Annotated in this window: 26 protein-coding genes; 6 read left to right on the forward strand and 20 right to left on the reverse strand. The window is 49.5% G+C overall.

Translation table 11 applies throughout. The annotated features are described in order from the left end of the window. Positions 1 to 5: 5 nt before the first annotated feature. Positions 6 to 806, reverse strand: a complete 801-nt coding sequence (locus ACJJIV_RS02950) for a DUF6249 domain-containing protein (protein WP_252085421.1) — start codon at positions 804 to 806, stop codon at positions 6 to 8. A 65-nt stretch (positions 807 to 871) separates the two neighbouring features. Next, positions 872 to 1,159 carry a hypothetical protein gene (locus tag ACJJIV_RS02955; protein WP_252085420.1) on the reverse strand — a complete coding sequence of 96 codons (288 nt, stop codon included), beginning with the start codon at positions 1,157 to 1,159 and terminating at the stop codon, positions 872 to 874. 177 nt (positions 1,160 to 1,336) lie between these two features. Here ACJJIV_RS02955 and ACJJIV_RS02960 point away from each other — a divergent pair, with 177 nt between their 5' ends. The 3 genes from ACJJIV_RS02960 to ACJJIV_RS02970 all read left to right on the forward strand — a co-directional run bounded on the left by ACJJIV_RS02960 (position 1,337) and on the right by ACJJIV_RS02970 (position 3,199). After that, entirely contained in the window at positions 1,337 to 1,942 is a 606-nt protein-coding gene (locus ACJJIV_RS02960) for a DUF924 family protein (RefSeq protein WP_444890706.1), read from the forward strand. After that, positions 1,942 to 2,559 carry a LysE family translocator gene (locus ACJJIV_RS02965; RefSeq protein WP_444885390.1) on the forward strand — a complete coding sequence of 206 codons (618 nt, stop codon included), beginning with the start codon at positions 1,942 to 1,944 and terminating at the stop codon, positions 2,557 to 2,559. The genes ACJJIV_RS02960 and ACJJIV_RS02965 overlap by 1 nt, the downstream gene beginning before the upstream one ends. A 343-nt stretch (positions 2,560 to 2,902) precedes the next feature. After that, the gene (locus tag ACJJIV_RS02970) at positions 2,903 to 3,199 is read left to right on the forward strand and encodes a YebG family protein (RefSeq protein WP_252085417.1); all 297 of its coding nucleotides are present in this window, start codon (positions 2,903 to 2,905) and stop codon (positions 3,197 to 3,199) included. A 170-nt stretch (positions 3,200 to 3,369) separates the two neighbouring features. Here ACJJIV_RS02970 and ACJJIV_RS02975 read toward each other — a convergent pair whose 3' ends face one another. The 3 genes from ACJJIV_RS02975 to ACJJIV_RS02985 all read right to left on the reverse strand — a co-directional run bounded on the left by ACJJIV_RS02975 (position 3,370) and on the right by ACJJIV_RS02985 (position 6,643). Then, complete coding sequence (locus ACJJIV_RS02975) at positions 3,370 to 3,765, reverse strand: MAPEG family protein (protein WP_444888626.1); 396 nt, start codon at positions 3,763 to 3,765, stop codon at positions 3,370 to 3,372. A gap of 167 nt (positions 3,766 to 3,932) precedes the next feature. Beyond that, positions 3,933 to 5,234 carry an amidohydrolase family protein gene (locus ACJJIV_RS02980; protein ID WP_444890707.1) on the reverse strand — a complete coding sequence of 434 codons (1,302 nt, stop codon included), beginning with the start codon at positions 5,232 to 5,234 and terminating at the stop codon, positions 3,933 to 3,935. Next, positions 5,231 to 6,643 carry an amidohydrolase gene (locus tag ACJJIV_RS02985; protein WP_444890708.1) on the reverse strand — a complete coding sequence of 471 codons (1,413 nt, stop codon included), beginning with the start codon at positions 6,641 to 6,643 and terminating at the stop codon, positions 5,231 to 5,233. Before ACJJIV_RS02985 ends, ACJJIV_RS02980 begins: the two co-directional genes overlap by 4 nt. A 318-nt stretch (positions 6,644 to 6,961) precedes the next feature. On the opposite strand from ACJJIV_RS02985, the gene ACJJIV_RS02990 reads away from it, so the two are divergent. Next, positions 6,962 to 8,596 (forward strand): two-component system sensor histidine kinase NtrB, encoded by a 1,635-nt coding sequence (locus ACJJIV_RS02990; protein ID WP_444890709.1) that lies wholly within the window; start codon positions 6,962 to 6,964, stop codon positions 8,594 to 8,596. Between the two features lie 102 nt (positions 8,597 to 8,698). Here the strand turns inward: ACJJIV_RS02990 and ACJJIV_RS02995 are convergent, their stop codons facing one another. Genes ACJJIV_RS02995 through ACJJIV_RS03025 form a run of 7 tightly spaced genes read right to left on the reverse strand, consistent with a single transcriptional unit; the run spans position 8,699 to position 13,749 of the window. Beyond that, the gene (locus ACJJIV_RS02995) at positions 8,699 to 9,865 is read right to left on the reverse strand and encodes a glutathionylspermidine synthase family protein (protein ID WP_444890710.1); all 1,167 of its coding nucleotides are present in this window, start codon (positions 9,863 to 9,865) and stop codon (positions 8,699 to 8,701) included. Positions 9,866 to 9,868: 3 nt separating this feature from the next. After that, positions 9,869 to 10,492 carry a DUF1190 domain-containing protein gene (locus tag ACJJIV_RS03000; protein WP_252085411.1) on the reverse strand — a complete coding sequence of 208 codons (624 nt, stop codon included), beginning with the start codon at positions 10,490 to 10,492 and terminating at the stop codon, positions 9,869 to 9,871. Positions 10,493 to 10,504: 12 nt separating this feature from the next. Next, a complete protein-coding gene (locus ACJJIV_RS03005; RefSeq protein ID WP_252085410.1) occupies positions 10,505 to 10,921 on the reverse strand; it encodes a DUF350 domain-containing protein in 417 nt (138 codons plus the stop codon). Between the two features lie 15 nt (positions 10,922 to 10,936). Beyond that, positions 10,937 to 11,590 carry a YjfK family protein gene (locus ACJJIV_RS03010; RefSeq protein ID WP_252085409.1) on the reverse strand — a complete coding sequence of 218 codons (654 nt, stop codon included), beginning with the start codon at positions 11,588 to 11,590 and terminating at the stop codon, positions 10,937 to 10,939. Continuing rightward, complete coding sequence (locus tag ACJJIV_RS03015) at positions 11,575 to 12,648, reverse strand: potassium channel family protein (RefSeq protein ID WP_444890711.1); 1,074 nt, start codon at positions 12,646 to 12,648, stop codon at positions 11,575 to 11,577. Before ACJJIV_RS03015 ends, ACJJIV_RS03010 begins: the two co-directional genes overlap by 16 nt. A gap of 4 nt (positions 12,649 to 12,652) precedes the next feature. Next, on the reverse strand, positions 12,653 to 13,348 hold the full coding sequence (locus ACJJIV_RS03020; RefSeq protein WP_252085407.1) for a PspA/IM30 family protein: 696 nt from the start codon (positions 13,346 to 13,348) through the stop codon (positions 12,653 to 12,655). Next, entirely contained in the window at positions 13,345 to 13,749 is a 405-nt protein-coding gene (locus ACJJIV_RS03025) for a DUF2170 family protein (protein WP_444885397.1), read from the reverse strand. Before ACJJIV_RS03025 ends, ACJJIV_RS03020 begins: the two co-directional genes overlap by 4 nt. Before the next feature lie 148 nt (positions 13,750 to 13,897). Here ACJJIV_RS03025 and ACJJIV_RS03030 point away from each other — a divergent pair, with 148 nt between their 5' ends. Beyond that, positions 13,898 to 14,203 (forward strand): DUF6471 domain-containing protein, encoded by a 306-nt coding sequence (locus ACJJIV_RS03030; RefSeq protein WP_252085405.1) that lies wholly within the window; start codon positions 13,898 to 13,900, stop codon positions 14,201 to 14,203. 101 nt (positions 14,204 to 14,304) lie between these two features. Here ACJJIV_RS03030 and ACJJIV_RS03035 read toward each other — a convergent pair whose 3' ends face one another. From ACJJIV_RS03035 to ACJJIV_RS03060, 6 genes are all read right to left on the reverse strand, one after another. Continuing rightward, entirely contained in the window at positions 14,305 to 14,607 is a 303-nt protein-coding gene (locus ACJJIV_RS03035; RefSeq protein ID WP_252085404.1) for a hypothetical protein, read from the reverse strand. Positions 14,608 to 14,710: 103 nt separating this feature from the next. After that, positions 14,711 to 17,410: a DEAD/DEAH box helicase gene (locus tag ACJJIV_RS03040; RefSeq protein ID WP_444890712.1), complete on the reverse strand. Its 2,700-nt coding sequence runs from the start codon at positions 17,408 to 17,410 to the stop codon at positions 14,711 to 14,713. Between the two features lie 91 nt (positions 17,411 to 17,501). After that, a complete protein-coding gene (locus ACJJIV_RS03045; RefSeq protein ID WP_444885399.1) occupies positions 17,502 to 18,053 on the reverse strand; it encodes an HNH endonuclease family protein in 552 nt (183 codons plus the stop codon). A gap of 258 nt (positions 18,054 to 18,311) precedes the next feature. Beyond that, complete coding sequence (locus tag ACJJIV_RS03050) at positions 18,312 to 21,419, reverse strand: efflux RND transporter permease subunit (protein ID WP_444890713.1); 3,108 nt, start codon at positions 21,417 to 21,419, stop codon at positions 18,312 to 18,314. 45 nt (positions 21,420 to 21,464) lie between these two features. Then, entirely contained in the window at positions 21,465 to 22,529 is a 1,065-nt protein-coding gene (locus ACJJIV_RS03055; RefSeq protein WP_252085400.1) for an efflux RND transporter periplasmic adaptor subunit, read from the reverse strand. A gap of 34 nt (positions 22,530 to 22,563) precedes the next feature. Further along, positions 22,564 to 23,091 (reverse strand): TetR/AcrR family transcriptional regulator, encoded by a 528-nt coding sequence (locus ACJJIV_RS03060; RefSeq protein WP_252085399.1) that lies wholly within the window; start codon positions 23,089 to 23,091, stop codon positions 22,564 to 22,566. Between the two features lie 174 nt (positions 23,092 to 23,265). Here ACJJIV_RS03060 and ACJJIV_RS03065 point away from each other — a divergent pair, with 174 nt between their 5' ends. Continuing rightward, on the forward strand, positions 23,266 to 23,661 hold the full coding sequence (locus ACJJIV_RS03065; RefSeq protein WP_444888619.1) for a YchJ family protein: 396 nt from the start codon (positions 23,266 to 23,268) through the stop codon (positions 23,659 to 23,661). Here ACJJIV_RS03065 and ACJJIV_RS03070 read toward each other — a convergent pair. Both ACJJIV_RS03070 and ACJJIV_RS03075 read right to left on the reverse strand, forming a co-directional pair. Next, on the reverse strand, positions 23,658 to 23,882 hold the full coding sequence (locus ACJJIV_RS03070) for a hypothetical protein (RefSeq protein ID WP_444890714.1): 225 nt from the start codon (positions 23,880 to 23,882) through the stop codon (positions 23,658 to 23,660). The genes ACJJIV_RS03065 and ACJJIV_RS03070 overlap by 4 nt on opposite strands. Before the next feature lie 133 nt (positions 23,883 to 24,015). Beyond that, positions 24,016 to 25,224 carry an RtcB family protein gene (locus tag ACJJIV_RS03075; protein ID WP_444890715.1) on the reverse strand — a complete coding sequence of 403 codons (1,209 nt, stop codon included), beginning with the start codon at positions 25,222 to 25,224 and terminating at the stop codon, positions 24,016 to 24,018. Positions 25,225 to 25,504: the final 280 nt, after the last annotated feature.

The raw sequence follows: 25,504 nt of genomic DNA on the forward strand, positions 1-25,504 counted from the left end.
GGTCCCTACGCCTGCTTAGTATCGAGCTTCCAGTTGATAAAGCGGGCCAGGCCGATAAACAGTGGGATCAAGCCCAGACTACCTACCCCAAATCCTGCAAGGGAAGTGAGCCAGATAAACACTGCAGCACCCACTGCGATTAGAGTAATCCCTCTGTCCCCAGTATTCTTAGGGCTGCTATCTTCCAGCATATCCAACATCTCAGGCGGCACATCCCGACCATCGGCCACCATGTTATTGATATTTTCCATCACCAGCTGTTTCTTCCTGTAGCTATTGCGAGTTACCAGCCACACGATCAACACCGGCATACCGAACACACAAAGTAAGGCCAGAATTGGTAAAGTCACCACTTGGTGGAAGCCAGAATCTGATTGAGACTCTTCCCAACCCTCATGTGAAGAGCCATATTTTTTTGACAGGCCAATCTGCACATTGTCTGGCACACTATCTAGCGCCTCTTCAGCCACCTGTCCCCGCTCATCGAGAATCCCCTTGCGCTCCAGTTTCTCGATAATGCGCTGGCTCAGAGGGCCTCCGAACTCAGCTCCCAAGTCCACCTGGACCTCACTGCGCTCGCCGTCCTCTCCCTGGGTTTTGATGGTGAGCACCCCCTCCTCATCACGCATGATGCGTACACGCGTATCTGGCTTAGATCCCTCACTTTCCATTGCCGGCGGCTTTGGCGGGTTGGGTATTGTGCTGCTGTCATCCTGTGCCCAGCTGCCCATCGCGGCAAAAGTAGCTGCCAGCGCCGCCAACCAGTAGGTAGCTACCCGCAGGGGTTGTGAATTTCTCGCTCTCATTAGTTACTCTCTAATCGTTGTCTTTCTTGTACTGTTTAACCGTCGGCCCGGGGAAGCCCTGCACGCTACATCACTGTCATGCGGCCTCGGCTGTAAGGTCCGGGGGTGGCGCCTTGGGGAGCTCTCTCCTCGGCAATCCGCACCGGGTAGGGAAGCCCGCTGCCTTCAACCTCACTGCCTGACTTACATTCATTGAGCTTTTGCATAAAGTGCTGGTCTGTTTTCTCAGTAAGCTGACGATGAATATCATCCACCGAGAATCCCAGCTCCGCCGCTCCGGCCTGCATGCCGCCAAGCGCCAAAATCAGTACGGCGCAAAATTGTACCTTCTTAAATGATCCCGCAGTAAACATTGTGACCTCCAGATCGCTTTTCCTTGCACACCTCTATGACGGAGCCAGAACCGATTTTGGATGCAGGCGCAAAAATATTTTTTTAAACATTTTGTAGAAGGACTACTTCCTATGGCTACTGGACCAATAAGTACAAAAGTCGCAATAATCGGCCTGTAACCATTGGGGAGCTCGTAGATGACCGGTATTAAGGAAATACTGATCTTTTGGTTTGGTGATCCCGCTTTAAATTACCGCCCTACACCTGAGCGGCAGAAGCGGTGGTTTTCGGCAGACCCAAAGCTGGACAAGCAAATGGCTGAAGACTTTACCGAAATCACCAATATGGCCCTTGAGGGAAAGCTGGATCACTGGCGCCAAAGTCTGGAGGGCGAGCTGGCCCTGTTGCTGTTATGCGATCAATTCGCCCGCAATATCCACCGCGGTAACCCTCTGGCCTTTGAGGGGGACCCACTGGCTCTCGATATCACCGAGTCGATTCTACAGAGGGCAGATGAGCAAAAACTTGGGCTGTTTCAGCAGATTTTTGTCGGCATGCCACTTGAGCACAGTGAAAACTCCGCTATCCAACAGCGCTCCGTGGCATACTTCGCCCAGTTGCAGAAGCAGTACGGGGATGATGAGTCCATCGCCCCTTATCTCGCCACCCACTATCGATACGCCCTGGCCCACCAGGCGATTATCGAGCAGTTTGGCCGCTATCCGCATCGCAATGCGGCCTTAGGCCGCAATTCCACTGAAGAAGAAAAGCACTGGCTGGCACAAGGGGGCGGCTTTAAATAATGGATTTACTCGGATGGTTATCACTTGCAGGTATCTGTGCCCTAGGCGCAATGTCACCAGGCCCTAGCCTGCTTATCGTAATGCGCTGTTCCGCCTCCGGTCTTCGGCAGGGCCTCGCCAGCGCAATTGCGCACGGCGCGGGCGTTGCCGTTTACGCTGCGCTGACAGCCTTTGGCCTCGCAGTACTGATTACCAGCTCTCCACTACTATTCAGTATTCTGCAATGGGCCGGTGCAGCCATGTTGGTATACCTGGGCTGGAAGGCCTTCCGAGCCCCGGCTCCCGGCTCAGGAACGACCCAGTTGGAAGCCCCCCACATGAGTGTTCGCCGCTCGATCGTACAAGGTTTCGGGGTGGCCTTTTTTAATCCCAAGATCGCGGTATTCTTTACTGCCCTATTCAGCCAGTTCGTATCTGAGCAGCAGGCTCTCACGACCAAGCTCGGAATGGCTGCCATGGTTTCAGGAGTCGATACACTCTGGTATTGCATCGTTGCCCTGGCAGTTCATGCCAGCCGCAAACGTCAACTGGTTAGCAAGCACCTCGGCCACCGCATCCAGCAGCTGTTTGGTCTGCTCCTGATTGGCTTGGCCGCACGTTTGGTATTCACTATTTAGTGGGTAGGACCTAAGCACCTTCTCCGTACAGGCGTGCCAAAATCGAAACTTACCCCCGCAAGAATGATGATTAGGCACTCCAAAAAAACAGGCCCGCAAACGGGCCTGCACAGTGCGGAGGTTGCAGCCTGGATGCCTGGGGGGAGTACATCCGGCTGCAGTGGCGCATTATGACAGTTACGACAGCTTCCTAAAGACGAATCATCGCAATAGCCACTCTCTTGAGCGCAACGAAACCTCCGCCACTTCAGTTCCAACCACCATTGACACTGAATATTTATACAGTTACCGTATAGCCATACAAGCAAACTGGAATGTCTTAAAGGCAATTGGGAGGCATATCATGGCCGTAGTAGCTGTTTGGAAATGCGATCGAGACGGAGCAATGTTCGACAACAAAAAAGATGCTGAAGAACACGATAAGATGCTGGAGCTTGCAGCCAACATTACCACGCTCATTGAGCGCAGTATTGAAGGTATTGATGAGCAGGTGAGCGAAGAGATCGGCCTGTTGCTGGCCAAGCGTCGCGATGCCCTGGCCAAAGCCTGCAAAGGCAAACCAGAAGTTCTGCTGGAAGAAGATGAGAGCGGTGAAGAGTCCTCCGACGAGACCGTTACTCCCTTTGCTGCAAACCAGTAAAACTGCCAGAAGAAATTTTCTGGTAGTAATTTAAAGTTTCATCCCTGTACTCTGCCCGGTTCAACCGGGCTTTTTTGCTGGGCTTCAGTATTTAGCTGAAGCCTCCCACCGCATAAAGATCGTTAATCGTTCCAGATCACCTAAAAAATCCTCTATTGCGACAAGCGCTTTTACAGAGATCTTATCGATATCACAATATTGATCACTGCGAGTATTAATATCACCAGCCAACTGATTAATGTGCCCCAAAAGCGTCCGGCATGGGTACCTCCCTTACCCGCTGTCAGGCCATAAGCGTGGAAAATGCGGGATAGAAAAAAGGCGATTCCAAAGACATGCAACCACAGTGCAGATAAGCCCCCTAGCTCCGCAAGCAACAAGAGCAATAATGCGATGGGGGTATATTCAACCGCATTCGCGTGCACGCGCACACGAATCTCATTATGACGATCCTCGCCAGTGCCAATACCTACTCGCTTAGTGCGACGAAATTGAACGACCCGGCCTGCCAAGTAGATAATGAGGATTGCACAGAGGCTGGCATACAGCGCTGTAATATTTACCATGGCATTTTCCTTTTTCTTATTAATACGAGATGTAAATATATCTCTATCACCACACAGCTCACCACACCAATGCTAAACAAGTGGCTGGACCTTTTTGTTCATTTTTCGTCACACAAAAAAAGAGCGGGCTTTGCCCGCTCTTCATCTGCTCACAAACTAAGCACTAGTTAATTGCGATAGCCAAAGTCGTGCCCCTTGCTCGGCTTAAGATGACGATCGCGCAGGCGGGTTGAACGAGTAACCAAAGATTGGGGCTCCCCCTCAATCAGTACCTGTTCAGGGTAGCTGGTTACTTCCAGTGGATCACCGCTCCAAACTACAATATCAGCATCGGCCCCTTTCTCCAGGGTACCGCCACTAAGGCTAAAGATATCTGCCACATTTGTACTGATAGACTTCAGAGCCTCCTCGTGGGACAACCCGTGGGCAACAGCATTACCAGCAGACTGACGTGAGAGGTATACATTGTGGGTAGAAGCGTAGTCGGGACCACTAATGGCAACTTTCACACCAGCTTTGGTTAACAAAGCAGCATTATCCAGGCGGGCGCCAAGGCTGGAGAAAGAAATGGGCAGGTTGTTAATCGCATCAATCACGACAGGCACCTGAGCTTGGGCCAGCTGCTCCGCCACCATCCAACCTTCAGCCACCCCCAGCAGCACCAGCTTTACATTGTAAGTCTTAGCCAACTCAATAGCCGCAAGGATATCGCTGGCACGATTAGCTGTAATTAATAGCGGTTCCGTTCCATTAATCACCGGCTGTAAGGCCTCGAGATCCGCAAGACTATAATTCAGCTCTCGCCACTCTCCCAGACGAATCGCTGCACGATTGTCACGGTACTCCTTAGCCTCATTCAAGGCATTCTCAATTTTCGCATAGGCGTTTGCACGGCTACCACCGGCCAGTTGAGCACCGGCCTCACCCAAATAAGCCTTCTGGGCAACATCTTCCGCCTCGACACTATCGAACTCACCATTGAGTTTGATAGCAAAGCCGCGTCCGGCAAACACTCTCTGAGCCTCTACCGCAGCGCTATCCCAAGTACTGATAGCTGGAAACACCACTGCGCTGGTAACACCACCAGCCCGGTTAAAAGGGATCAATGTAGATTTGGGGTTGTATGCGGGTACAGGATTGAAGGCGCTGCCGATACTCTCACCAGTTACCGCATGGTCGTTGGTGCCACTGGCTGCGCTGATCTCCACCAGCCCCAATTCAGAAATGGGAGCAATAACTCCAGGAGTCACCACCTTGCCTTTCGCATCAATTACCCGGTCGGCAGGCATATTCAGCGAGGGAGCCACCTGCTCCACTTTACCGTCCACTACCAGCACATCGGCAGATTCCAGTGTGCCCATATCAGCCAGAGTGTGTACCTTGCCGCCCTTAATCAGGATACTTTGCGCCTGAGCCCCTGCTGTCAAAACCCCCAGGGCCAGCGCATAGAATACAGCTATTTTTTTCACAGTCGCTCTCCCTCTGCATTGAGAATACCAAGCTCAAAATCACTGCGCGGTTGGCGCTTTTTATCGGAGCGATCGAACATCAACTCCCCATCGATAAAGACCTGATCAACATGGGTATAAACACTGAACGGGTTGCCAGACCAAATAACGACATCGGCCATCTTACCCTTCTCGAGGCTGCCGGTTTGCTTATCGATACCCAGTGCCTTAGCGGGGTTCATAGTCATCCAGGTCACAGCATCTTTTGGCTGAATATCGAAACCAGCGCGCTGGCCTGCGGTCATCGCTTTAGCAACTTCTTCATTCAGGTGCTGAACGCCCACACCGGAATCCGAGTGAATCATTGCACAGGCCTTGGCCTGATCGACGATAGCAATATTTGCCTCTGTCATATCGAAGGCTTCGTGCTTAAAGCCCCACCAGTCAGCCCACATCGCAGCACATACATTGTTCTCCGCCAGCAGGTCGGCGACTTTGTATGCTTCTACTGCGTGGTGGAACGTAGAGATCTGGAAATCGAACTCCTTGGCGACATCCATCATCACCGCCATTTCCTCTCCGCGATAGCAGTGATTGTGTACCAGGATATCGCCGTTCAGAACGCCTGCCAGGGTCTCTAGGCCCAGGTCTCGCTCTGGTTCATCTCCACCCTTCTCTACATATTCCTCCCACTTCTTCTTATAATTGCTGGCCTCAATCCAGGCATTGCGGTAGCCAGCTACATTACCCATACGGGTTGAGGGGGAAGTACCTTTACCACCATAAACACGCTTAGGGTTCTCGCCACAGGCCATCTTCAGACCGTAGGGCGCACCGGGAAATTTCATGTCCTGTACGCTGCGACCCGGTACATTTTTGAGGGTTACACTGCGGCCACCGAACAAGTTGGCAGAGCCCGGTAGGATCTGCAATGTGGTCACACCGCCAGCCAGGGCTAAGGGGAACTGGGGATCCTGTGTCCATACAGAGTGTTCCGCCCATACCTGCGCGGTGTTGGGGGATGTCATCTCATTGCCATCCTGAGAGGACTCAATAGAGGGGGCAGGATAATCTCCCAGGTGAGAGTGCACATCGATAATTCCGGGGGTCACCCACTTACCTTTGCCATCAACCACCAGGGCGTCCTTGGGAGCCTCAAGATCTTGACCGATCTTTGCAATCTTTCCGCCTTTCAATAAAAGGTCTGTGTTCTCTAATTGCTCCCCAGTCCCAGTAAGCAAAGTGGCATCCTGAATCAGCACTGGCCGAGACTGAGTAACAGAATAAGTTGAAGGGAAAGCATCCAGGCGAGCAAAATCCAGGGATCTCTGCTCACTCCCGGCTTTCTTCTCTCCGCAGGCAGACACCAACAGCGAGGCACAAAGCAAAGCCGCGATGCCGCGCCCGAAAACTCGAGAATGCAGCTGCATAGTTATTCATCCAATGGTTTTGAAGATGGCGGTGAATGCTATCAGTTTGTCTGATCTTAGCCACTACTTAGAGAAGAAAAGTTCGCTTCTGAGGAGAAAAGCCCCAAAGAATTTACGAGAAACTCATCTGCTCTGCAAGTGGATACCCATCACATTTGAATAAACACACAATTACAAAAGGGTTTATAAATGTCGGCATGTCAGCAAAGACTGCAAACCAGCTCTTAAAAGGCCCCAGGTTCCCTATATACTTTTTTGTTTCTACATGATGCAGTTTCTGGTGAAAAAATACTCAATAATTATTCCGGAGGAGAATAGGTGATCAAGGTAAACAGCTTGCCGGTATTCCCCACATCCACTTATGTCACCAGTAGTCAAAGCCGGGATTCCCAGCAAGTCTATGAGGCTTTACGTAAAAGTGAAGAGCGCTATCGCGAACTGGTTGAGCATGCGAATTCCATCATTATGCGCTGCGACAGGCACGGGCGAATCACCTCTTTTAATGAATATGCTCAACAACTTTTTGGCTACTCTGAAGCAGAAATTATTGGGCGGCACCTGATCGGCACCATAGTGCCCGCCTGTGAGTCCAGCGGCCGGGATCTACGTCAACTCATTCAACATGTTTGCGATAATCCACAAGAACATCGCTACAACATTAACGAGAACATCACCAAGTCTGGCAAGAGGGTTTGGATTGCCTGGACTAATAAAATCCTTTCAGATGAAAGTGGCTGCCCAACAGGCATACTCAGTATTGGAACCGATATCACCAAACAGCGCCTGCTGGAGGAGGAGTTACGCCAAGCGCAAAAAATGCAGGCTATTGGCGAGCTAGCCGGCGGCATCGCACATGACTTTAACAATATGATTCATGGAATCAGTGGTTATGCCGAGGTTATCCAGCAGATAGCAGAAGATCCCCGTATCAGCGAATACACTAATCATATACTCACTACTGCCCGCCATGCCGCTGAGCTGACTAAGCAGCTGCTTACCTTTGCTCGCAAAGGTAACTATCAACTAAAAGATTGCAATACCCATGAAATCACCCGCGATGTCTGTGCCATGCTTGAGCGCACCATTGATCGGCGTATTCGCGTTGAACAGCAACTAGAAGCTGGCCGGCCTCATGTAGTCGGCGATCCCGCCCAGTTGAAAAGTGCATTATTAAATATCGGCATCAACGCCAAGGATGCCATGCCGAGTGGAGGCACTCTGCGTTTTAGTAGTAGTAATATTACCTTTGAAAAAATTACTACTATCGCAGATTTTGAAGTGCAACCTGGTCATTACCTGTTAATCACCATTCGCGATAATGGTACAGGTATGCCCCCTGAAGTGCGCCGCAGAATTTTTGAGCCTTTCTTCACCACTAAGGAATGCGGTCGGGGTGCCGGACTGGGTCTCGCCGCAGTGCATGGCACCATCCATTTGCATAAGGGGGCCATACAATGCCATAGCATTGAGGGAGAGGGCAGCACCTTTAATTTGTACCTGCCGATTGCCGAAGCAAAAGTAAGTAGACAGCAAAAACAAACTGTACCGCAATCTGCCAAACGCCAACTTCGTATTATGGTGGTGGACGATGAAGCCATTGTCCGCAGCTATTCGAAAACACTATTTGAAATGAATGGCCACAGCGTAACCACTTTCGCTTCGGCGGAACAGGCGATCACCTATTACCGACAGCATTACGAACAGGTAGACCTGGTGATTCTCGATATGATTATGCCCGGAATGGATGGCCAGGAACTATTCGCCTTTCTGCAGCGCATCAACCCGGAGGTGAAAGCATTGCTTTCAACCGGGTTTAGTGTCGATAGCAAAGTCCAGGAAGTTATCAAAGATGGGGTTCTCGACTGTATCCAAAAACCTTTTACTTACGATAGGCTCAGCAACAAAATTGAGGAATTGATTTTAAGCGGGCAACTGATAACAACAGAGCTTTGAATATCTAAAATAACTTGTGTCTTAAAGCAAAAAAGCCACTTACTTTAAGAAAGTGGCACACTTACACGAATACTTGCCAGAGAAATTACACTGGCAAGTATTTTAAAGGATAATATGCGGGAGGTAGCGACTCATATCCTGAGTTATAAGATTACTATCCTCGCGAATTGAAATACCCGCAGCCATATCATCCACTAGCCAGCTACCCACCAGGGTAAAACTCTGACCAAACTTCGGCAGTGGATGCATAGCCTGATAGATAAAGCCCTCTTCTCCATAGGGCCCATCCGAAAGCGATTGCACATCTTCTCCGCGTACTACTGAAATATTGGCTCCCTCACGGGAGAAAATGGGCTTCTTAACCAGCTCCGAATAGCCCTCAGCTTTATCCAGCTCATCTTCGAAAAATGAAGGTAGTAAGTTGGGGTGTCCAGGAAACAACTTCCACAACATGGGCAGGAGTGCTTTATTGGATAATATCGCCTTCCAGGGTGGTTCCAACCAACGTACGTTATTGCCCCCCAACAGAGAGCCAAATTCCTCGCGGAACATAAACTCCCAAGGGTACAGTTTGAACATCCAGGTAATTACCTGATCGTCTAAATCGGTAAAATCTCCCTGCGCATCACAACCAATATCTTCGATAAATACAAAATGATTAGTGATGCCGGCTTCACTGGCACAATCTTGCAAATATTGAACCGTACCGCGGTCTTCTACCGTATCTTTGCAACAGGCAAAATGTAGTTCTCGACCAGGGGTCAGGAACTGTACATCGCGAAAGCGATTAACCAGCTTTTCCTGCAGGCTGTTAAATTGATCAGACTGTAGGGGAAGTGCCCGCCTATCTACATTATCCTGCAACCAAAGCCACTGCCAAAATCCCGTTTCATATAGGCTGGTAGGCGTGTCGGCGTTATTCTCATAAAGTTTGGCCGGCCCCTGCCCCGAATAGGCAAAATCCAAGCGAGAATAAAGGCTGGGGTCACCATTTTTCCAGGAATCGCGGACAAAATCCCAGTGCTGCTCCGGTATGCGGAAGCGCCTTAACAACGCCTCATCCTCAAGCACCTTAGCGACAACATCCAGGCACATTGCGTGGATTTCTTCGGTAGGGTCCTCGATATCCTGCTCTATCTGTTCCAAAGTGAACTGATAGTAAGCAGTTTCATCCCAGTATGGCTCCCCATACATGGTGTGAAAATGAAAACCAAACTCCTGCGCCCGCTCTTTCCAGCGCGGGCGCTCACCGACCGGCAACCTCAGCACCAATCACCCCCCCCAGCTTCGGGAGCGACTGCTACTAGAGCGTCCACCACCCCAGTTGGATTTGGCTGAAGCGACTGCTCCAAAGCCCCCGCGTGAAACCGTCTTGGTAACCTTGGGCTTGGGATCCATCGCAGTTTTATCTACGGTATAGGAGTTTTTACCGTAGCGGCCGATAACCTGACCATCAGCGGTCATCAAGCGATCATAATAGCGGGAGCCAGAGGCAGAATAACGGTATACCGGGTTGTAATGACCGTAAGAGTGATAGCGCCGGTCGTTATCATTCAATATGGAGGCGACCATAAAACCGGTCATCAGTGGCATCCAAAAACCGCTGCTACTCTCGCGACAACTACCGAACTCCGTCTCACACTGGGACAAATTGGCATATTTGGGCCCAGTCCGCTCAGCTTCCGCGAGGGCCTTCTGGTAAGCCGCCTCACATTGGGCTTCATCGAGCTGTGTATTATTCACACAGTCCTCGACAGAGGACACCACCTTAACCTCTTCATCGGAGGAGCAGCCCACCAGAGCCACGGTGATACCCATAGCCAGGGGGCGTAAAACAAAACTTGCCCCCCTGCCCTTGCGCATCCGCGCAAGATTAATATTTTTACTACGCTTCATCCTCACCTCCGCTTAATAGCTCATGCAAGCCGCGTTGAGGACACCAACAGAAATAGTGGTAGCTGCCAGCATAATACCCGCGCTAACTTCACCGTCTTCAATACGCTCAACAATACGTGGCATAAAGCCAAAACGAATAATCGCAAAGGCAATAAGCTGAGCGATTAGAGCAACCACTGCCCAAGTGGCAAAGTCAATAATGGAAACAGAGTTACTGGCAGCGCCGCCAACAGCAATGGCAAAACCCAGCACCGCACCACCAAATCCAATGGCAGCGGCTGCGTTTTTGTCTTCACGGATCAACTTCCATTCGTCATGGGGTGTCACTAGTGCATAAAGAAATTTAAACGCGATTAAAAATACCAGTGACAGGCCAAAATAGGCCGCAAAATGGAGGATACCAGTCATCAAATCGTAGGGCTGGTCCATTAATACATCTCCTTATTATCCGTGAATAGTCAGCTGTGATGGTGTCAAAGTTATACCGGTACTAATCACCAGACTGCGACTCAGGTAACCTGCGTCCTCCTCTTTCTCTTCCGCTGAAAGGAACAGGGATTCGGTACGCTGATCGGACAAATCGCGTTCGAAAAGCATGGTGAATTGGTCGGTGAGGGAATAGTCCCCATCGGCGTCATAGGTCTTCTCGGCCATATGCACCGGGTTGTGATAATCACCAGTAGCAGTCCAGACTCTCTGATAGTTACGGTCCTGCAATTGGTAATTAGCCGCACCGATTTCCTGCTTTAGAAGCCTGTCCCAAACCTGCTGATTGGCGACATCGAGGGTATCGTAAAAGTGAAACAGCTTTACGTCTACTACATGCTCATCACTTTGACCGCCTTCTGCCACAACCTGTAGCCAGGCATCGTCATCGGTATAAAACCGATAAACCCAGGCTCCATCGAGCTCTACAATTCCGGCGGCTTTGATAATCTGCGTTGGAGAACAGGATTCAATCGTGAGTTCATCCAGTATCAGGCGAATAGCCAATGGGTCCAGTTCAAAACTTGCGCCGAGTCGCAATCCCATAATTTCCGGGGTTTTCACCTTTGGAATATCTTTACCTTTGAGTTTGTCAATCAGCTTGGTAAACACGTACCTGTCCCCTCTCCTTCATTCATTTTTATATCGAAGCAGCGCTTTTCTGTAAGCCGCTTAGCAGAAATGTAATAGAGCATATCCCCCCTATTCACCTCATCGGTCAACGCGGGGTTTACATCAATTTTAACTATTCCCTGACGACGCACGGCAATCAAGGTTGCGGACAAATTCTTTTTGAAATGATCAAACAGAGCAGAAAATAACAAAGGCCGTTCACCCTGATACTCAATACTGTACTGAGTCATTCCATAAGTGCTATCCAGTAGCTGCCTGTGTAATCTGGCAGAACCGGGGTCCAGGGAGGATTTAGCCAGTAATTCCACTGCTACTGAGGGGATGCATTCAATATTCGGGCAGTGTGAGCGCAATAGCTCACCGACATTTTCATCCTGAAAATAGGCTGTTTTATGACTATTGGGACTGAGTTTGTCACAGAACAAAGCTGTGGTGAGCGTGACATCATCCAGGGGATTATCGATAATTATTCGCGCGGCATCGATAAGTGCGGCGCGCTGCATGCTCTCAATATGGGAAAAGGATTCAACCCGGACAAAATCAATTTTACCCGGCATGGGATTCTCGATATCGGCTTCGACACAAAGCACGATATCTGTTGCTGTACCATTGGTTTTCGATAACAGCAGCTCTATCAAACGAAGGGTTCGCGTTCCATTCCAGCCAATTATAACCGTGTGATTTACATGGTTTGTCATGCGCAACCCTCTCTTTCCTCTATGCACAAACTCTGAAATTACAAAGCCCACCTTGGTAAGCACCAAAGCGAATAGACTCAATCCAAAGGGGATCACCCAGGTTGCCACAACCACTTTACCTGCGGGCGTTACCGGCGAGAAATCGCCATAGCCTACTGTGGAAGCAGTCACTATCAGCCAATATATAAAGTTGGCGGGGTCAACAATCTCATGCTCCCCTGCAGCACTGAGTAATAGGTAACTCCCCATTACATAACCCAGCACGCCGACAAGAATGGTTAGTATATTGGCCTTAACAAAAAGCGACGCCAGAAGGCGCCGCACTCGATAAAGTAGCACTGGATCAGGCCTTTTGGCGGCTCGCCAGTAGCTGGGCCAGCTTGTCGCTGCCGCTGACCTGGCCACCGGGCTTAATGCCCGCCGCCTTCAGCTTGGCGTCCAGACCAGATCCGCTTTCCTCTGTTGCCAGCTCTTCAGCAGCTTCCAGCTCCGCAGCGCGCTCCTGTTGCTTGGTCTTGATACGATCAAGGCTGTCCAGGGCCGTTTTGATTTTGCTGTTAGCCCCCATATGGCGGGAGGAAACGGCTACTTGGGCCTTTTGTACAGATTCGGTGGCCTTGATCTGGTCAATCTGCTGCTCCATACGGCGGACATTAATTTTCGCCTTGGAGATATTCCCTTTCAGGGTACGCTCAGAGTTGATGAAGCCATCCAAGAGGCTCTGTTCCGTTTCGAGTTGAGCTTCCAGCTCAGTAACACGCTCGGCACACTCCAAAGCCAGGCTATCATCACCTTTCTCGCTGGCACTGATTGCGTGGTTGCTGTAAGTCTCAATATCGGCTTTTAGAGACTCTACCTTACTTTCTGCCAGCTTGCGCTTGGCCATGATTTTAGTCAGGTTCTCATCACAAGCTTTCAATTCGGCCTTTGCCTCCCGCAGTTCTTGATCGAGGATACGGATAGACTGGCTGTCCGCAACGGCTTCAGTTCCTTCATTGACCGCGCCTTTCAAGGCAGTCCAAATTTTTCTCAGGCTCATGCTACACCCTCCATTTCAAAATGATCAGCATATAAATCCAGGAAGTCACCCACATTGGAGAACAGGGTTTCAACTTCTTCAATTACCACTTCGTCCTTACTGGACACTGACAAAGCGCCAAAAGCGACATAGTAACGCTCACCGCCAATCATGGTGATGGCGATCGACGTCAGGGGAACCAGTTGATGAGTCTGGAGAATCAACTCATTAAGGGCGACCACGTCGGCTACCTGGCTGACCGGGAACAAGATGCTCTCGACAACGATTTGCTTCTCACCGACATAAACGAATGCATCGACTCCTTCGTCATTGGAAATACTGAGGCACTCTCCCTCAGATTCCACCACCCATCCGGTGTGGCTTTCCGCCAAATGGCGTAGATTCTCATGGTTCCAGGTCATCTCGACTCCCTCGCTGTGGAATATTAGTCACAAATATAGCATCAAAAAAAAGGCGGTCAATAACTTATTTCAAACTTATGTTGCAAATAATACACACAAAGATAATATTTACCACATAAGTGACATCAACTGTAACGGAGTCGAGCCCATGGACCACAAGCAAAGCCTCAGTAACCAGCAAGCACTGGCTCCGTACAAACAGGCTATCGCCCGCTATGTGCGCGCATCTATGGCTTTGCGGGGTATGCGTTACGGGGATCTCGCCCAGGCCCTGGCCGAAAGAGGGATTTCAATGACCACGGAAAACCTGCGCAGCAAGGTGAGCAAATGCATGTTTTCTGCAGATCTCCTGGCAGCCATCATTGATGCCTTATCGGTGGAAGACAGCGCCATGCCTGAAATCCTTAAGCAAGCGCGAGAACTGCAAGATCAAGGACTCAATACCGAACAATAGAGAAGCTATCATGCTCTATCACGCAGTACCAATAGGAAGTAAATCGCTAAACTCGAAGACAGAGCATGCTATAAAATCTAGCAACCAGGCCCGCTCAATAGCTAGTAGTGATGGAGCTTATAAACCGGCTCACCGTTACCACACTTACCGACAACCTCTGGTTCAGAGAGTTTGGCTCCTGCCGGTATTATTTTATTGGTTGGCCACCATACAAAACAGGCATAGCGAAAATTGACTGCCCAGTTACAGTAAAGGCGGCCGTCATCCTCCTCATAGAATCGCGCCTGACAAAAGCTTAAGGTCGGGCTTCGCACCCCCTGTTGCTGCTGGGCATCCACAAATATCACATCCACAGCTGCTACGGCAGTCACCCAAAAGCAGGGTATTAATAACCACAATTTCATAGGCGTACTCGGCTAAACTGCAAGCTGAACTCCTATAAAGCCTAGCAGCCCCGGCGCAACTTTCATTTTGTGTATCCACTTCTAAGAGTGAGCCCCCACTACCCTAAAGGTGATCCCTCTTCAAAGCCGCAAGAATACGTCTAAGGCAGCTCTCTGGATCACGCTTCCAGCTGGCATAGGGTAATGGCAAAACAGTAACCCCCGCCCTGTGCAACACTTTATAAGTCTGGGTAGTAAAGTGATACCGATACTCCCCAGGAAAACCGATCAAATCCACCCCCAGGACTCGGCCGTGGTATTCGCAGACCACATCAATACGCTGGCCGGCGATAGGGAATGCAACCCAATGTCTGACCTCCTCCATCCGTAGGCTCGCACTCACCTCTTCAGCAAACTCGCAGGGAAAGACTTTTTGTGGAGCACTTAGGCCCGCCTCATGATCAAAATCAACATAGCGGCGCAGCAAGTGCTCAGGTGACAGGGATTCCGGGCTGATGGAATAAGCCACCAACTGCCTCTCTTTAGCCCGGGTCACAGCAACATTAAACATGTCGGCACGATTAAGATAAGTCGCTGCACGCAGGGACTGATTGTCTACAGAAAAAGACAGGAGCATCAGGTCCCGCTCCTCTCCCTGAAATCCGTATGGGGTTGCAACCAAGACGGAGAAACTGCGCAGCACTTCTGCAGGGAAGGCCTTATCCACTTCGGATGCCAGATAATCCGCCTGCTCCCTGAAAGGAGAAAGAATTCCAACCGTTGGCTTAAGTGGTGAGTCGGCATAGCGATGAGTATGTTCACGCAGCTGCTCAAGTATCCAATCCTTTTCCAGCCGATTTCTGCCGCTTTTTGCTCGCTTTCCCTCCAAGTAATGCAGAGTTAAAGCCCTCTCACTGGAGGCTACCGGTCTAGCCTGCATTACCTTGAGTCGATCTGTATAAAAAGCGTTATTGCTAAAAGCAATTAACTCCGGCTGACTGCGATAGTGTTCATCCAGTAAGGTAACGGCCTGTTGACTACCCAGGGAGTCAGAGACAATATCCAACAAGGACTGGTCCCGGTAACTCAACTTCATAGGTAATTCTTCAGGGCTGCCCAGGTCTTCCCACAATTGTTGTTGTTGCGCCACAGATAAAAAGGAGACGTGACGCAGCTGCTTGCCATCCCCGACGACAACCGCACGTTTTGCTCTGTGTAATGCTGGTAGGGCGCTGGCGATATCACACTGGGTGGACTCATCAAAGATAACGAGATCAAAGAGCTCGCGGGAGAGAGGCAATACTTCATTTAGCTCATCCAGGCTCACAAGCCAAATTGGGTACGCCTGTAAAACAACCTGCATATTCGTTTGAGCAAAACGCTCTGCTTGCGTTTTGGAGGTTCTAGCCCTGAGAGCCTGATTGAAAGCCGATAAATGCCTTCTTTCATGCTTTAAAAGATTTAGAAGGGCCTCTTTTCGGTAAGCATTAATAAATCGAGACGCATGCCTCTCAAAATTTTTACGCAAGGTCCCGATTACCTCCTGGAATTCCCACAGTGATTCCGTATCCAGTTGCCGACCTAAAATACGCAATCTCAATGCCACCAACCAAGCACCAAAACCATCGGAACCGAGTTTCTGAGAGGCACTTAACGCTCCATTAAAGCGGCGCTCAGCTTTACGCATTGATTTGAGTGTTACTTTAAGACCACGCTTTAGGTTGGCAGCGCTCACCTCGGGAGCTTCAACCCCTTCTTTGAGCAAAGAATCCAGATGAAATTTCAGGCTGGGTATAAACCCCTTTTCACCCGCATGTACATACCCTTCCTGTAAGTCATAGGCCTCACGCAACTTCTGCCGTACAACATCTATGGCCTGGGGGGTTTTAGAAACTACCAAAACAGTATTGCCATGCAGCATTTGGTCAATCGCCATTGCGGCAATGGTAAAACTCTTACCAGTGCCTGGCGGGCCGGAAACCAGACTCAAGGGCATCTTCGCAGCATTTCGTAAAGCCCTTTCCTGAGCCTCACTCAAAAGCCCCGGCAACATCTCCGGCTCACTATCACTTTGCCGGAAAGAATCGACCTCCTCCCCGAGGGCCAAATTTAATGGAGCAGAAAAGTTTCGTTCTCGGCCTAGAAGTTTCAGCTCATGAAGGACACCGCGCGATCCCCGCGACCTATCAGCCAGAATTAGGGCGCAAGCACTACTTATTGCCAGAGCTGGAGCCCTACCCAACTCATCACAATCAACCGTCTGTAGATTCGGCCAGCGACTAATCTCTTCAATACCGGTTAACCGACTGTTTTGTTCCAGCCAGCGCCCCATAGCTGCCACCTGGGGACTATCCAGCGGAAAGCTCGGTATAGGGAAGCTATCTGTTACTCTTGAGTCTATATCCGGCTTAAGGATCAAGCGCAGCAGTGGAAGGTTGATATGGAGATCAGCCGAGTTGACCTCCACAAAATACTCTTCGTCAGAACAAAGACGGGCAGGAAAATACAGTAGCGGGGCACACAATTGACGCTTGGAACTAAGCCCTAGCTGGCTCGGGAGTTCACCAGAGATCAAGAACACCGAATAGATTAAACTCCGCTCTTTTCGGTAAGCATCCGTTAGCTCTACGAGCTTAGTAGCCGAGGTCCCCACCAATGGCACTCTGGGTAACTCTCCACTGGCTAAAAAGTCCCGCTCTCTGAAAAATACCCGGCGATTACCCGCTAGCCGGGCAATATTACTCAGTGATAAATCATGACTATCCGCCTGATAGCAGCGCCTGAAATATTCGACCAACAATTTGGAGGAGTCCCGCATAACCATCCATATTTCCAATTAAAGGCAAAGCCCTGCCCGAAATTGTACCACCGGGATGATACTCCCCACTCAATGTGCCGGTAGGCATTTAGACTGGCTAGCCCTCACTCGCTATTGTGCGTAGTTTGCGAGATTCATCTCGACTCAGGCTCAGTCCATATTTCTCTACTATAGAAATAAATCGCTGAACATATATTTTACCGACGGGCGCATAGGGTGGCATCCACTCATCAGGCCCTTTGTGCCCTTTACTTTGATTGCGGCCATCATCCACCAACCAGAGATTATCGATATCCTCAGCAAAGCGCCTTTTCTTTGCACGGCTCCACCCAGCTCCTCCGTGATCATGGGCCCACTTAAGGGGCACAATATGCTCCACATCCAGATCAGAAGCTTTGCTGTAAAAATTGCCGGTATAAGGATCTAGCCACAACCCAGTATCCACCTTACAGCCGTTGGCGCGAGTATAAGTAACTGGCGAAAGGGAGTACCGTATCAACAGCTCATGTCGGGTATCTTGGCAATCCCTATCTGTATCAGACCACTTGGGTAACCACTCTGATCTCTCATAACTAATCGCCAGAGCAGAAAAGCTGAAAGAAAATAAAAAGAAGCACACACAAAATCTTGAAATTGACCGAACACTCATACATCAACTACCAATCAAATCAGATCTTTAGATTACTAGAAAACTGATCGGGATTGTATGTACCGGTTCAAACTGAGGTAAAAACGAAACCATTAATTACCTACAAACAGCGAAAGGAAAAGATAAGTGTATGAACCGGCGCAACGGAGGCAGTTAGAAACCACTAGTATCTGGGAAAGGAAGGATGATCCCACGCAATACTCAAAAAGGCATTGCGCAGGATCTCGAATTACCCACGATCAACGCAGGCTCATCGCACTATACAGAGACAACCTCTTTAGCAGGGGCTGGCTGCGACTTTAAATTCATCTCATCTAGATTACCTTCCACCTCATTAGGTTTAACCTTGTGGAAGACCGCGTAGAAAACAGGGATAGCAATCAGCGTAAGCACAGTGGCAAAACCCAGCCCCCCCATAATGGTTACGGCCATATCCGCAAAGAAAGCATCAAATAGCAGTGGCGACATTCCTAAAATAGTGGTCACAGCTGCAAGGAAGACCGGACGCAAGCGACTTACGCTAGCACGCTGAATAGCAGTGAGTCTTGGCAAGCCCGCATGTGTTTGTACTTCGATCTCATCGACCAAAACCACAGCGTTTTTAATCAGCATTCCGGATAAACTCAATACACCAAGAAGTGACATAAATCCGAAAGGCAGCCCCGTCGCCAACAAGCCTACAACTACGCCCACCAAACACATGGGAACTACCAACCAGATGATCACGGGTTCACGTACAGTACCGAACAACAAGATCGATACCAGGATCATGATTAGGAAGCCAAGCGGCAAGCCTTTACCCAGTGACTTCTGTGCATCGGTAGAGCTTTCATACTCACCACCAAATTCCACTTTAAAGCCTGGTGGCAACTGCATACTTTCTACCCAGGGACGAATTCTCCCAAACGCGGCCATAGCAGTAACACCTTCCGGAGCATCGGCACTGATAGTGATGGTCGGAACCCTATCGCGCCTTTGGATCAGGCCCTCGTCCGCAGTAACCTCAAAATCCGTGATCAACTGTCCCGCCGGAATATACCCTTGCTCGTTAGGGCTCCAGACCAAGCGATCCTCCAGGGAACCCACTTGATTCCTATCCCCTTCCGGCATTCGCGCAATAATAGGGATAATACGATCGCCGCTCTCAAAATCACCCACGGTATAACCGGCAGAGGCAAATTGAATCATCCGGCTAATATCGGTATTCGTGACACCAGCTACGCGAGCCCGCTCATCATCAAGGTGGGCATGGATAGTCGGCTCTCTACTGCGCCAATCATGGCGAATATCTTCCAGGCCCTTCTCGCGAAACTGTTGCTCAACATCTACGGCAAGCGCACGCAAGGTCTGAAAATCCTGACCAGAAATTCGCACTTCCACATCGGCACCACCACCAGGGCCAAACACCAGGCGCTTAAAGGTAATCAATGCTTCAGGCTGCTCTTCACGTAACTGCGCCTTTGCCCTCTCTATCAGTTGAGCGATCTGCTCGCGATTCTCAGTGCGAACAATTAGCTGACCATAGGAAGCGTTGGGCGGTTCAGGAGCATAAGTGAGCATAAAGCGATCGGCTCCCCGACCAGCTACAGCCGTTACCGAAACCACCTCATCCTGCTCTTTAAAATACTTTGTTGCCTGTTGAAGAGCCTTATCAGTACGGTTGATATCACTGCCCTGTGGCAAGAAGTAATTCACATAGAACAGCGGTGCATTGGAGTTGGGGAAGAATCCCTGCTTTACAAACCCAAAAGCAAAATAGCTTACTAATGTAACGGCAACAAGTAAGCCGATGGTAAGGCCACGATGCCTTAATGCTCCTGCTAAGGCACCGGAATACATGTTGTAAAAACGACCATTATAGGGGTCTTCAGAATCTGAATTCTTACCGGGTTTGAACAGGTGATACCCCAAATAGGGCGTTACAGTTACAGCGAGAATCCAGCTGAGCAGCAATGAAATCCCAATCACAGCAAACAGCGAGAAGAGGAATTCACCGGTGGCATCATCAGACAGTCCAATACCAGAGAAAGCCATAATACCAATTACAGTGGCCCCCAAAAGCGGCCAGAATGTTTGGCGCACTACCCGGCTGGCAGCGCTCTTGGGCTCCTCATTTCGTTGAACCCCCATCAACATGCCTTCTGCAACTACGATAGCATTATCAACCAACATACCCATGGCAATAATGAGGGCACCAAGAGAAATCCTCTGCAGGTTCAAACCAAACAGGTTCATGATTAATACGGTACCCAGAACCGTAAGACCAAGCACGGTACCCACCACCACGCCAGAGCGCCAGCCCATAAATACACAGAGTACGAGGGTAACGATCACAACTGAAGAGACGAGATTAAACAGAAAGCCATCGACACTCTCTTCTACCACTTGGTGCTGGGCATAAACCGGGTGAATTTCCACCCCCAGCGGCAGTGCCTGTTTTATCTCCTCAAGCTTGGCCTCTACAGCCTTACCAACATTAACAATATTGGTATTTTCAGCTCCCGCTATACCAAGCAATACCGCCTGATTTCCATCATAACGGGCGATAAAGCTAGGGCTTTCATCATAACCCAGGGAGATATCTGCGATATCTCTGATGGCCAACATTGCCGTTGAACCAGGTACACCCACAAGAATATTACGGATTGCTTCCAAGTCACTTGCAGGATTATCCACTACGATGCGGGTGCGCAAATCCTGACCACCGATTTCTCCAACTTTCTGTGTGGAGCTTTCCGATTGCAGAACCTGGGCTAGATCATCGAGAGAGAATCCAAACTGAGCGAGTCGGGACTCATCAATATCCAAATAGGCGACTTCATCAATGATTCCAGAACGGGAAACTTTCGCCACCCCCTCAACACCGAGCAGTTCACGACGAATCGCTTTGGTGATTTCACGCATTTCGGTCAGGGAAAAACCCTCACCGGTAATCGCATAATAAATACCGTAGACTTCACCGAAGTCATCATTGACCACCGAGGGATATGCCCCACTGGGAAGGTCACTTTGGGCATCATTGACTTTGCGGCGCAGCTCATCCCATACCTGAGCCAGTTCTGCGGAGGCGTATTGATCCTTAATCTCTACACGGATTTCTGACATTCCCGGACTAGAGGTAGAGGAAACCTTATCCAACTGTCCCATTTGCTGAATAGCGACCTCAAGCTTTTCCGTAACCTCCTCTTCCACCCTTTGTGCACTGGCACCGGGATAGAAGGTATACACTCGCGCTTCTTTAATGGTAAAGGCAGGGTCTTCAAGGCGGCCAATATCCGAAAGCCCCCAGAGTCCGCCGATCAGGCAAATCAACATTAGTAGCCAGCTATAAACCGGCTTTTCGATAAATGTGTCAGAAATCTTCACAACATTTCCCCCCTGTTCACAGGGCCAGAGCTCTCAAGCAAAAAATTAGTGCTGTACATAATTGCGAACTTTTGCACCGTCATAGAGATGCTGACCACCCGCAGCTACCAACTTCATCGCTGCTGACAAGCCCTTAGTGATCTGTACGGCTTCACCATTGGTACGACCAAGAGCCACCTGAACCTTGGAAACCGATTGATCTTCATTAATTTGCCAGACATAGGGTTTCCCCTCACTATTACTCTGCACCGCCGCCAGAGGAATCCAAAAATCTCCGCTGCCCTCTTTCATTTTGACCGTCACTCGGGCAGTCATACCAGGAAGGATCTGAACATTCTGCGGTCGCGGCATCCCCAGCTCCACCGCGTAGGTCTGGGTTACACTGTCGGCTTCCGCTTGGTGTTCACGGTATTGCAAAGCAAACTGCTCACCCGGAAGAAACTCAAACTCCGCTAACACTGAGCTTATTTGCTCTTCGTTGACAGTAGCCAACATTTTTTCCGGTACAGAAATTTGTATACGCACCTCAGAAATATTCTGTAAGCGCACAATGGGCTGGCCTGGCTGAACGTTAGTGTAATTCTCGACAAGCTGCCGTGTTGCCAACGCATCAAAGGGAACCGTCAGCTTGGTATAAGCTAAATCCTGTTCCGCTCTTTCCAGGGTTACTTTGGCAAGGTCAAAGTTACTCTCGGTTTCATCGAGCTGCTGCTGGGAAATCACTTTCGAACTTGCCAGTGAGCGCTGTCGATTCAATGTTTTCTCCAGAAGCTCTACATTTACCCGGGCTTCCTTTACCCGGCGCCGGTAATCGCGATCGTCAAGCTCGGCAATCAAAGTGCCTTTAGGAATGATTTCGCCCTCTCGAAGATTTAGCTTATCGAGCTTACCGCCAACCTGAAAAGAAAGGTCCACGCTCTGCACAGCTTTTACCCTGCCTGCAAATTGGCGATCTGCCACTTTATTGGTGCTCTGAACAGTGGCCACTTTCACCGGCCACAACCGCTCAGCACGTTGCTCTTCTTTCTCCGAGCCGGAGCAACCCGCAAGAATGACCACCGCTGCCATAAGCAGGGCTAGTGGGGCACGAGAACTTACCGACAATTTCATATTCGTCATCCAAAAAGCGTGTTTAAGAAAAAAATCAGGTGAGATCTGCAGAAAGCATCAACAAACGTTCGCGTAAACGGGTGAGCATCGGGTCTTCTGGCTCCACCACACCCAACACACGCCCAAAGAACATACCTTGGGCTGCGAGAATCAACAGCTGTGCAAACTCGGGGTCTTTGTAGGTTTGGGAGATTTCACTGCGCAATTCAGCCTCCTTAACCTTAACTGGTTCCAGGAGCGCCGGATCTTCGGCTACTGCTGCAATCAATGAACGGGGCAAGCCTTCATCATCTTCCATTAGTTCAAAAATGGAACTCAGCCGAGAGGTCAACAAGTCACCGCCAGCTTTGGTGCAAGCTTCAGCACTGGCATCTTCCCTAGCAATCGCTGCCTCCAACATCGCTTTGAGAAGAGACTGTTTGGTTCTGAAGTGATGAATTAAACCACCCTTACTTAACCCGCACTGGGTAGCCACTGCATCAAGAGTGAGCTTGCGTGCCCCCTTCTCTCGCACCACCTCTTCGGCAGCACGGACAATGGCAGATTTATCGACTCTAGACACATGACCTCCCGGGATTACCCAACAAACCAACCGGCTGGTCGGTATCTTAACGCTCCCCAGCAAAAGATCAAGCTATGCTAACCTCTGTCACCGTCAAGCAAGGTTAAAAAGTGTTTACGAAACGCGCTGACCGAACCAGTGAAAGTGAGCGCCCCCCCTTTAACGGAGTTACTTATGACGGATCATGCCTGCCCCTGCGGCTCAGGTAAGAAATTTCAGAGCTGTTGCAACCTCTTCCTCTCTGGGCAAGCCTATCCCAATACTGCAGAGAACCTGATGCGCAGCCGTTATTGCGCTTATGCGATGGGAAACCTGGCCTATCTGCGCAAAACTTGGCATCCAGACACCTGTCCAGATCTTCGCCAGGAGGACCTGGAGACCCAGTGGACGAGACTGGAGGTTATTAAAAGCAAAGCTGGCCTGAAGAGATCGGTGGTAGAGTTTAAGGCGTGGTATTCAGAAAATGAGCAGGAACATGTAATTCATGAAGTATCCCTGTTCAAACTCTACAAAAAAAAGTGGGTGTATCTGGAAGCGCTCCCCGGATGGCCTGAAGAAGGCAGAACCTAAAAACCGGCAAGAGTCAGTGGCAAAATAAAACGAACTGCAACTACAAGAGAGTAAGTATCGCGGGAGCCCCTCCACTCCCGCACCTCCTCCCTCATTTTTTGTTTATTTAAAAAACGTTTTCCTGACTTTGCTTTAACGTGCGCACCACCCTTCCCCATAAGTGGATTACGCGCGATATAATTGCGAATTTTCCCACTCCCCTTAGGTGGATTTTTTTTCATATACATTCTCCTTTATCGAAAATTTTGGCAGCCAAGTGCCAACAGCCAAGGTATTTTCCTGCTAGTCTCAGCCAAGTAACCGGCTTATGCCACATCAAATAACTCCTTTTCAAAACTGCTACAAACTAGAAGTCTACCCCTTAATACATATTACCTGACGCAGGGTATGCTCCACTTCGACAAGGTCTGACTGATTATCCATAACTCGGTCTATATCTTTATAGGCCGCCGGAATTTCATCAATCACTCCCTTATCTTTACGGCATTGAACACCCCTAGTCTGCTCTTCAAGATCCTGCCTGGTAAACCTCTGGCGCGCTGCGCTACGACTCATTTTGCGGCCAGCTCCATGAGCGCATGAGTGGAATGATTCGGCAATACCACGTCCACGCACAATATAGGACTTGGCTCCCATTGAGCCTGGAATAATTCCCAGCTGATCTTTTTTCGCACTGATCGCCCCTTTACGGGTAATAAAAACATCCTTCTCAAAATGGCGTTCGCGCACTACATAATTGTGATGACAATTGATTGCCTCACTGGTGAGCGTAAATTTTGGCAGATGATTTTTGAGACAATTCAAAACCAACTTCATCATTTCTTCCCGATTAACTCTAGCGTACTCCTGGGCCCAGCTTACCGCCTCGATGTAATCATCAAGATGGTGGTTACCTTCGGAAAAGTAAGCCAAATCTTTATCTGGCAGATTACGTATATGTCCTGCCATATCCTTTCGAGCCAACTGGATAAAGTGCTGTCCAATAGCATTGCCAACACCTCGACTGCCTGAGTGCAGCATCACCCAAACCGCATTATTTTCATCCAGACAAATTTCAATAAAATGATTGCCGCCACCCAGGGTCCCCATCTGGGTAACCCAAGTTTTCTGTGGCTGATGCAGCCTTTTTAGTAGCCCAGGATGTTTTCCAAACAACCTATCCACACCGGGAGCTAAAAGTTTGCAGGCAGATTCCCTGGCACTGATCATCTTGTGACGACCCTGTCCAATGGGTACTTTCACCTCAATGGCCTCCCGCAATGCTTTCAGGTTGTCAGGCAACTGATGGGCATGTAACGAAGTTCGCACTGCATTCATTCCGCAGCCAATATCCACCCCTACCGCTGATGGGATTACCGCATCTACTGTTGGGATCACAGAACCAACGGTTGCCCCTTTTCCTAAATGTACATCCGGCATTGCCGCAACATGGGAGTGTACGATTGGTAACTGAGCAATATTTTTTAGCTGCTGCAAGGCCTGCGGCTCGATTTCATCGGTATATATTTTTACCGGCACACTACCTTGCTGTACATTTTTATTTAGCACAATTTTTACAGGCATATAGAGTCCTTGGATTGATCCAATAAATCATTAAAAGCTCTCCAAAGCCCAAACAAAAAAGCCCCGGCAAATGCCAGGGCTCTAGAGAATTCTGGCTTGAAAAGCTCAATCACTTTTCAAGCAGATGCACATGAAAAGCGATCAAAAAAACAGGTTGTTAATATCCACATTTCGCATTTCATGGCTCCTTCGTGGCTGCGTTCCACGTCAATCAAGAAATAACTAATAAAAAATGCCAGCTTTAAGCAACTCATGCCGGCAACAAACTATGTGACAAATT

The sequence above is a fragment of the Microbulbifer mixtoriginis (SeqCode) genome (assembly GCF_052466765.1).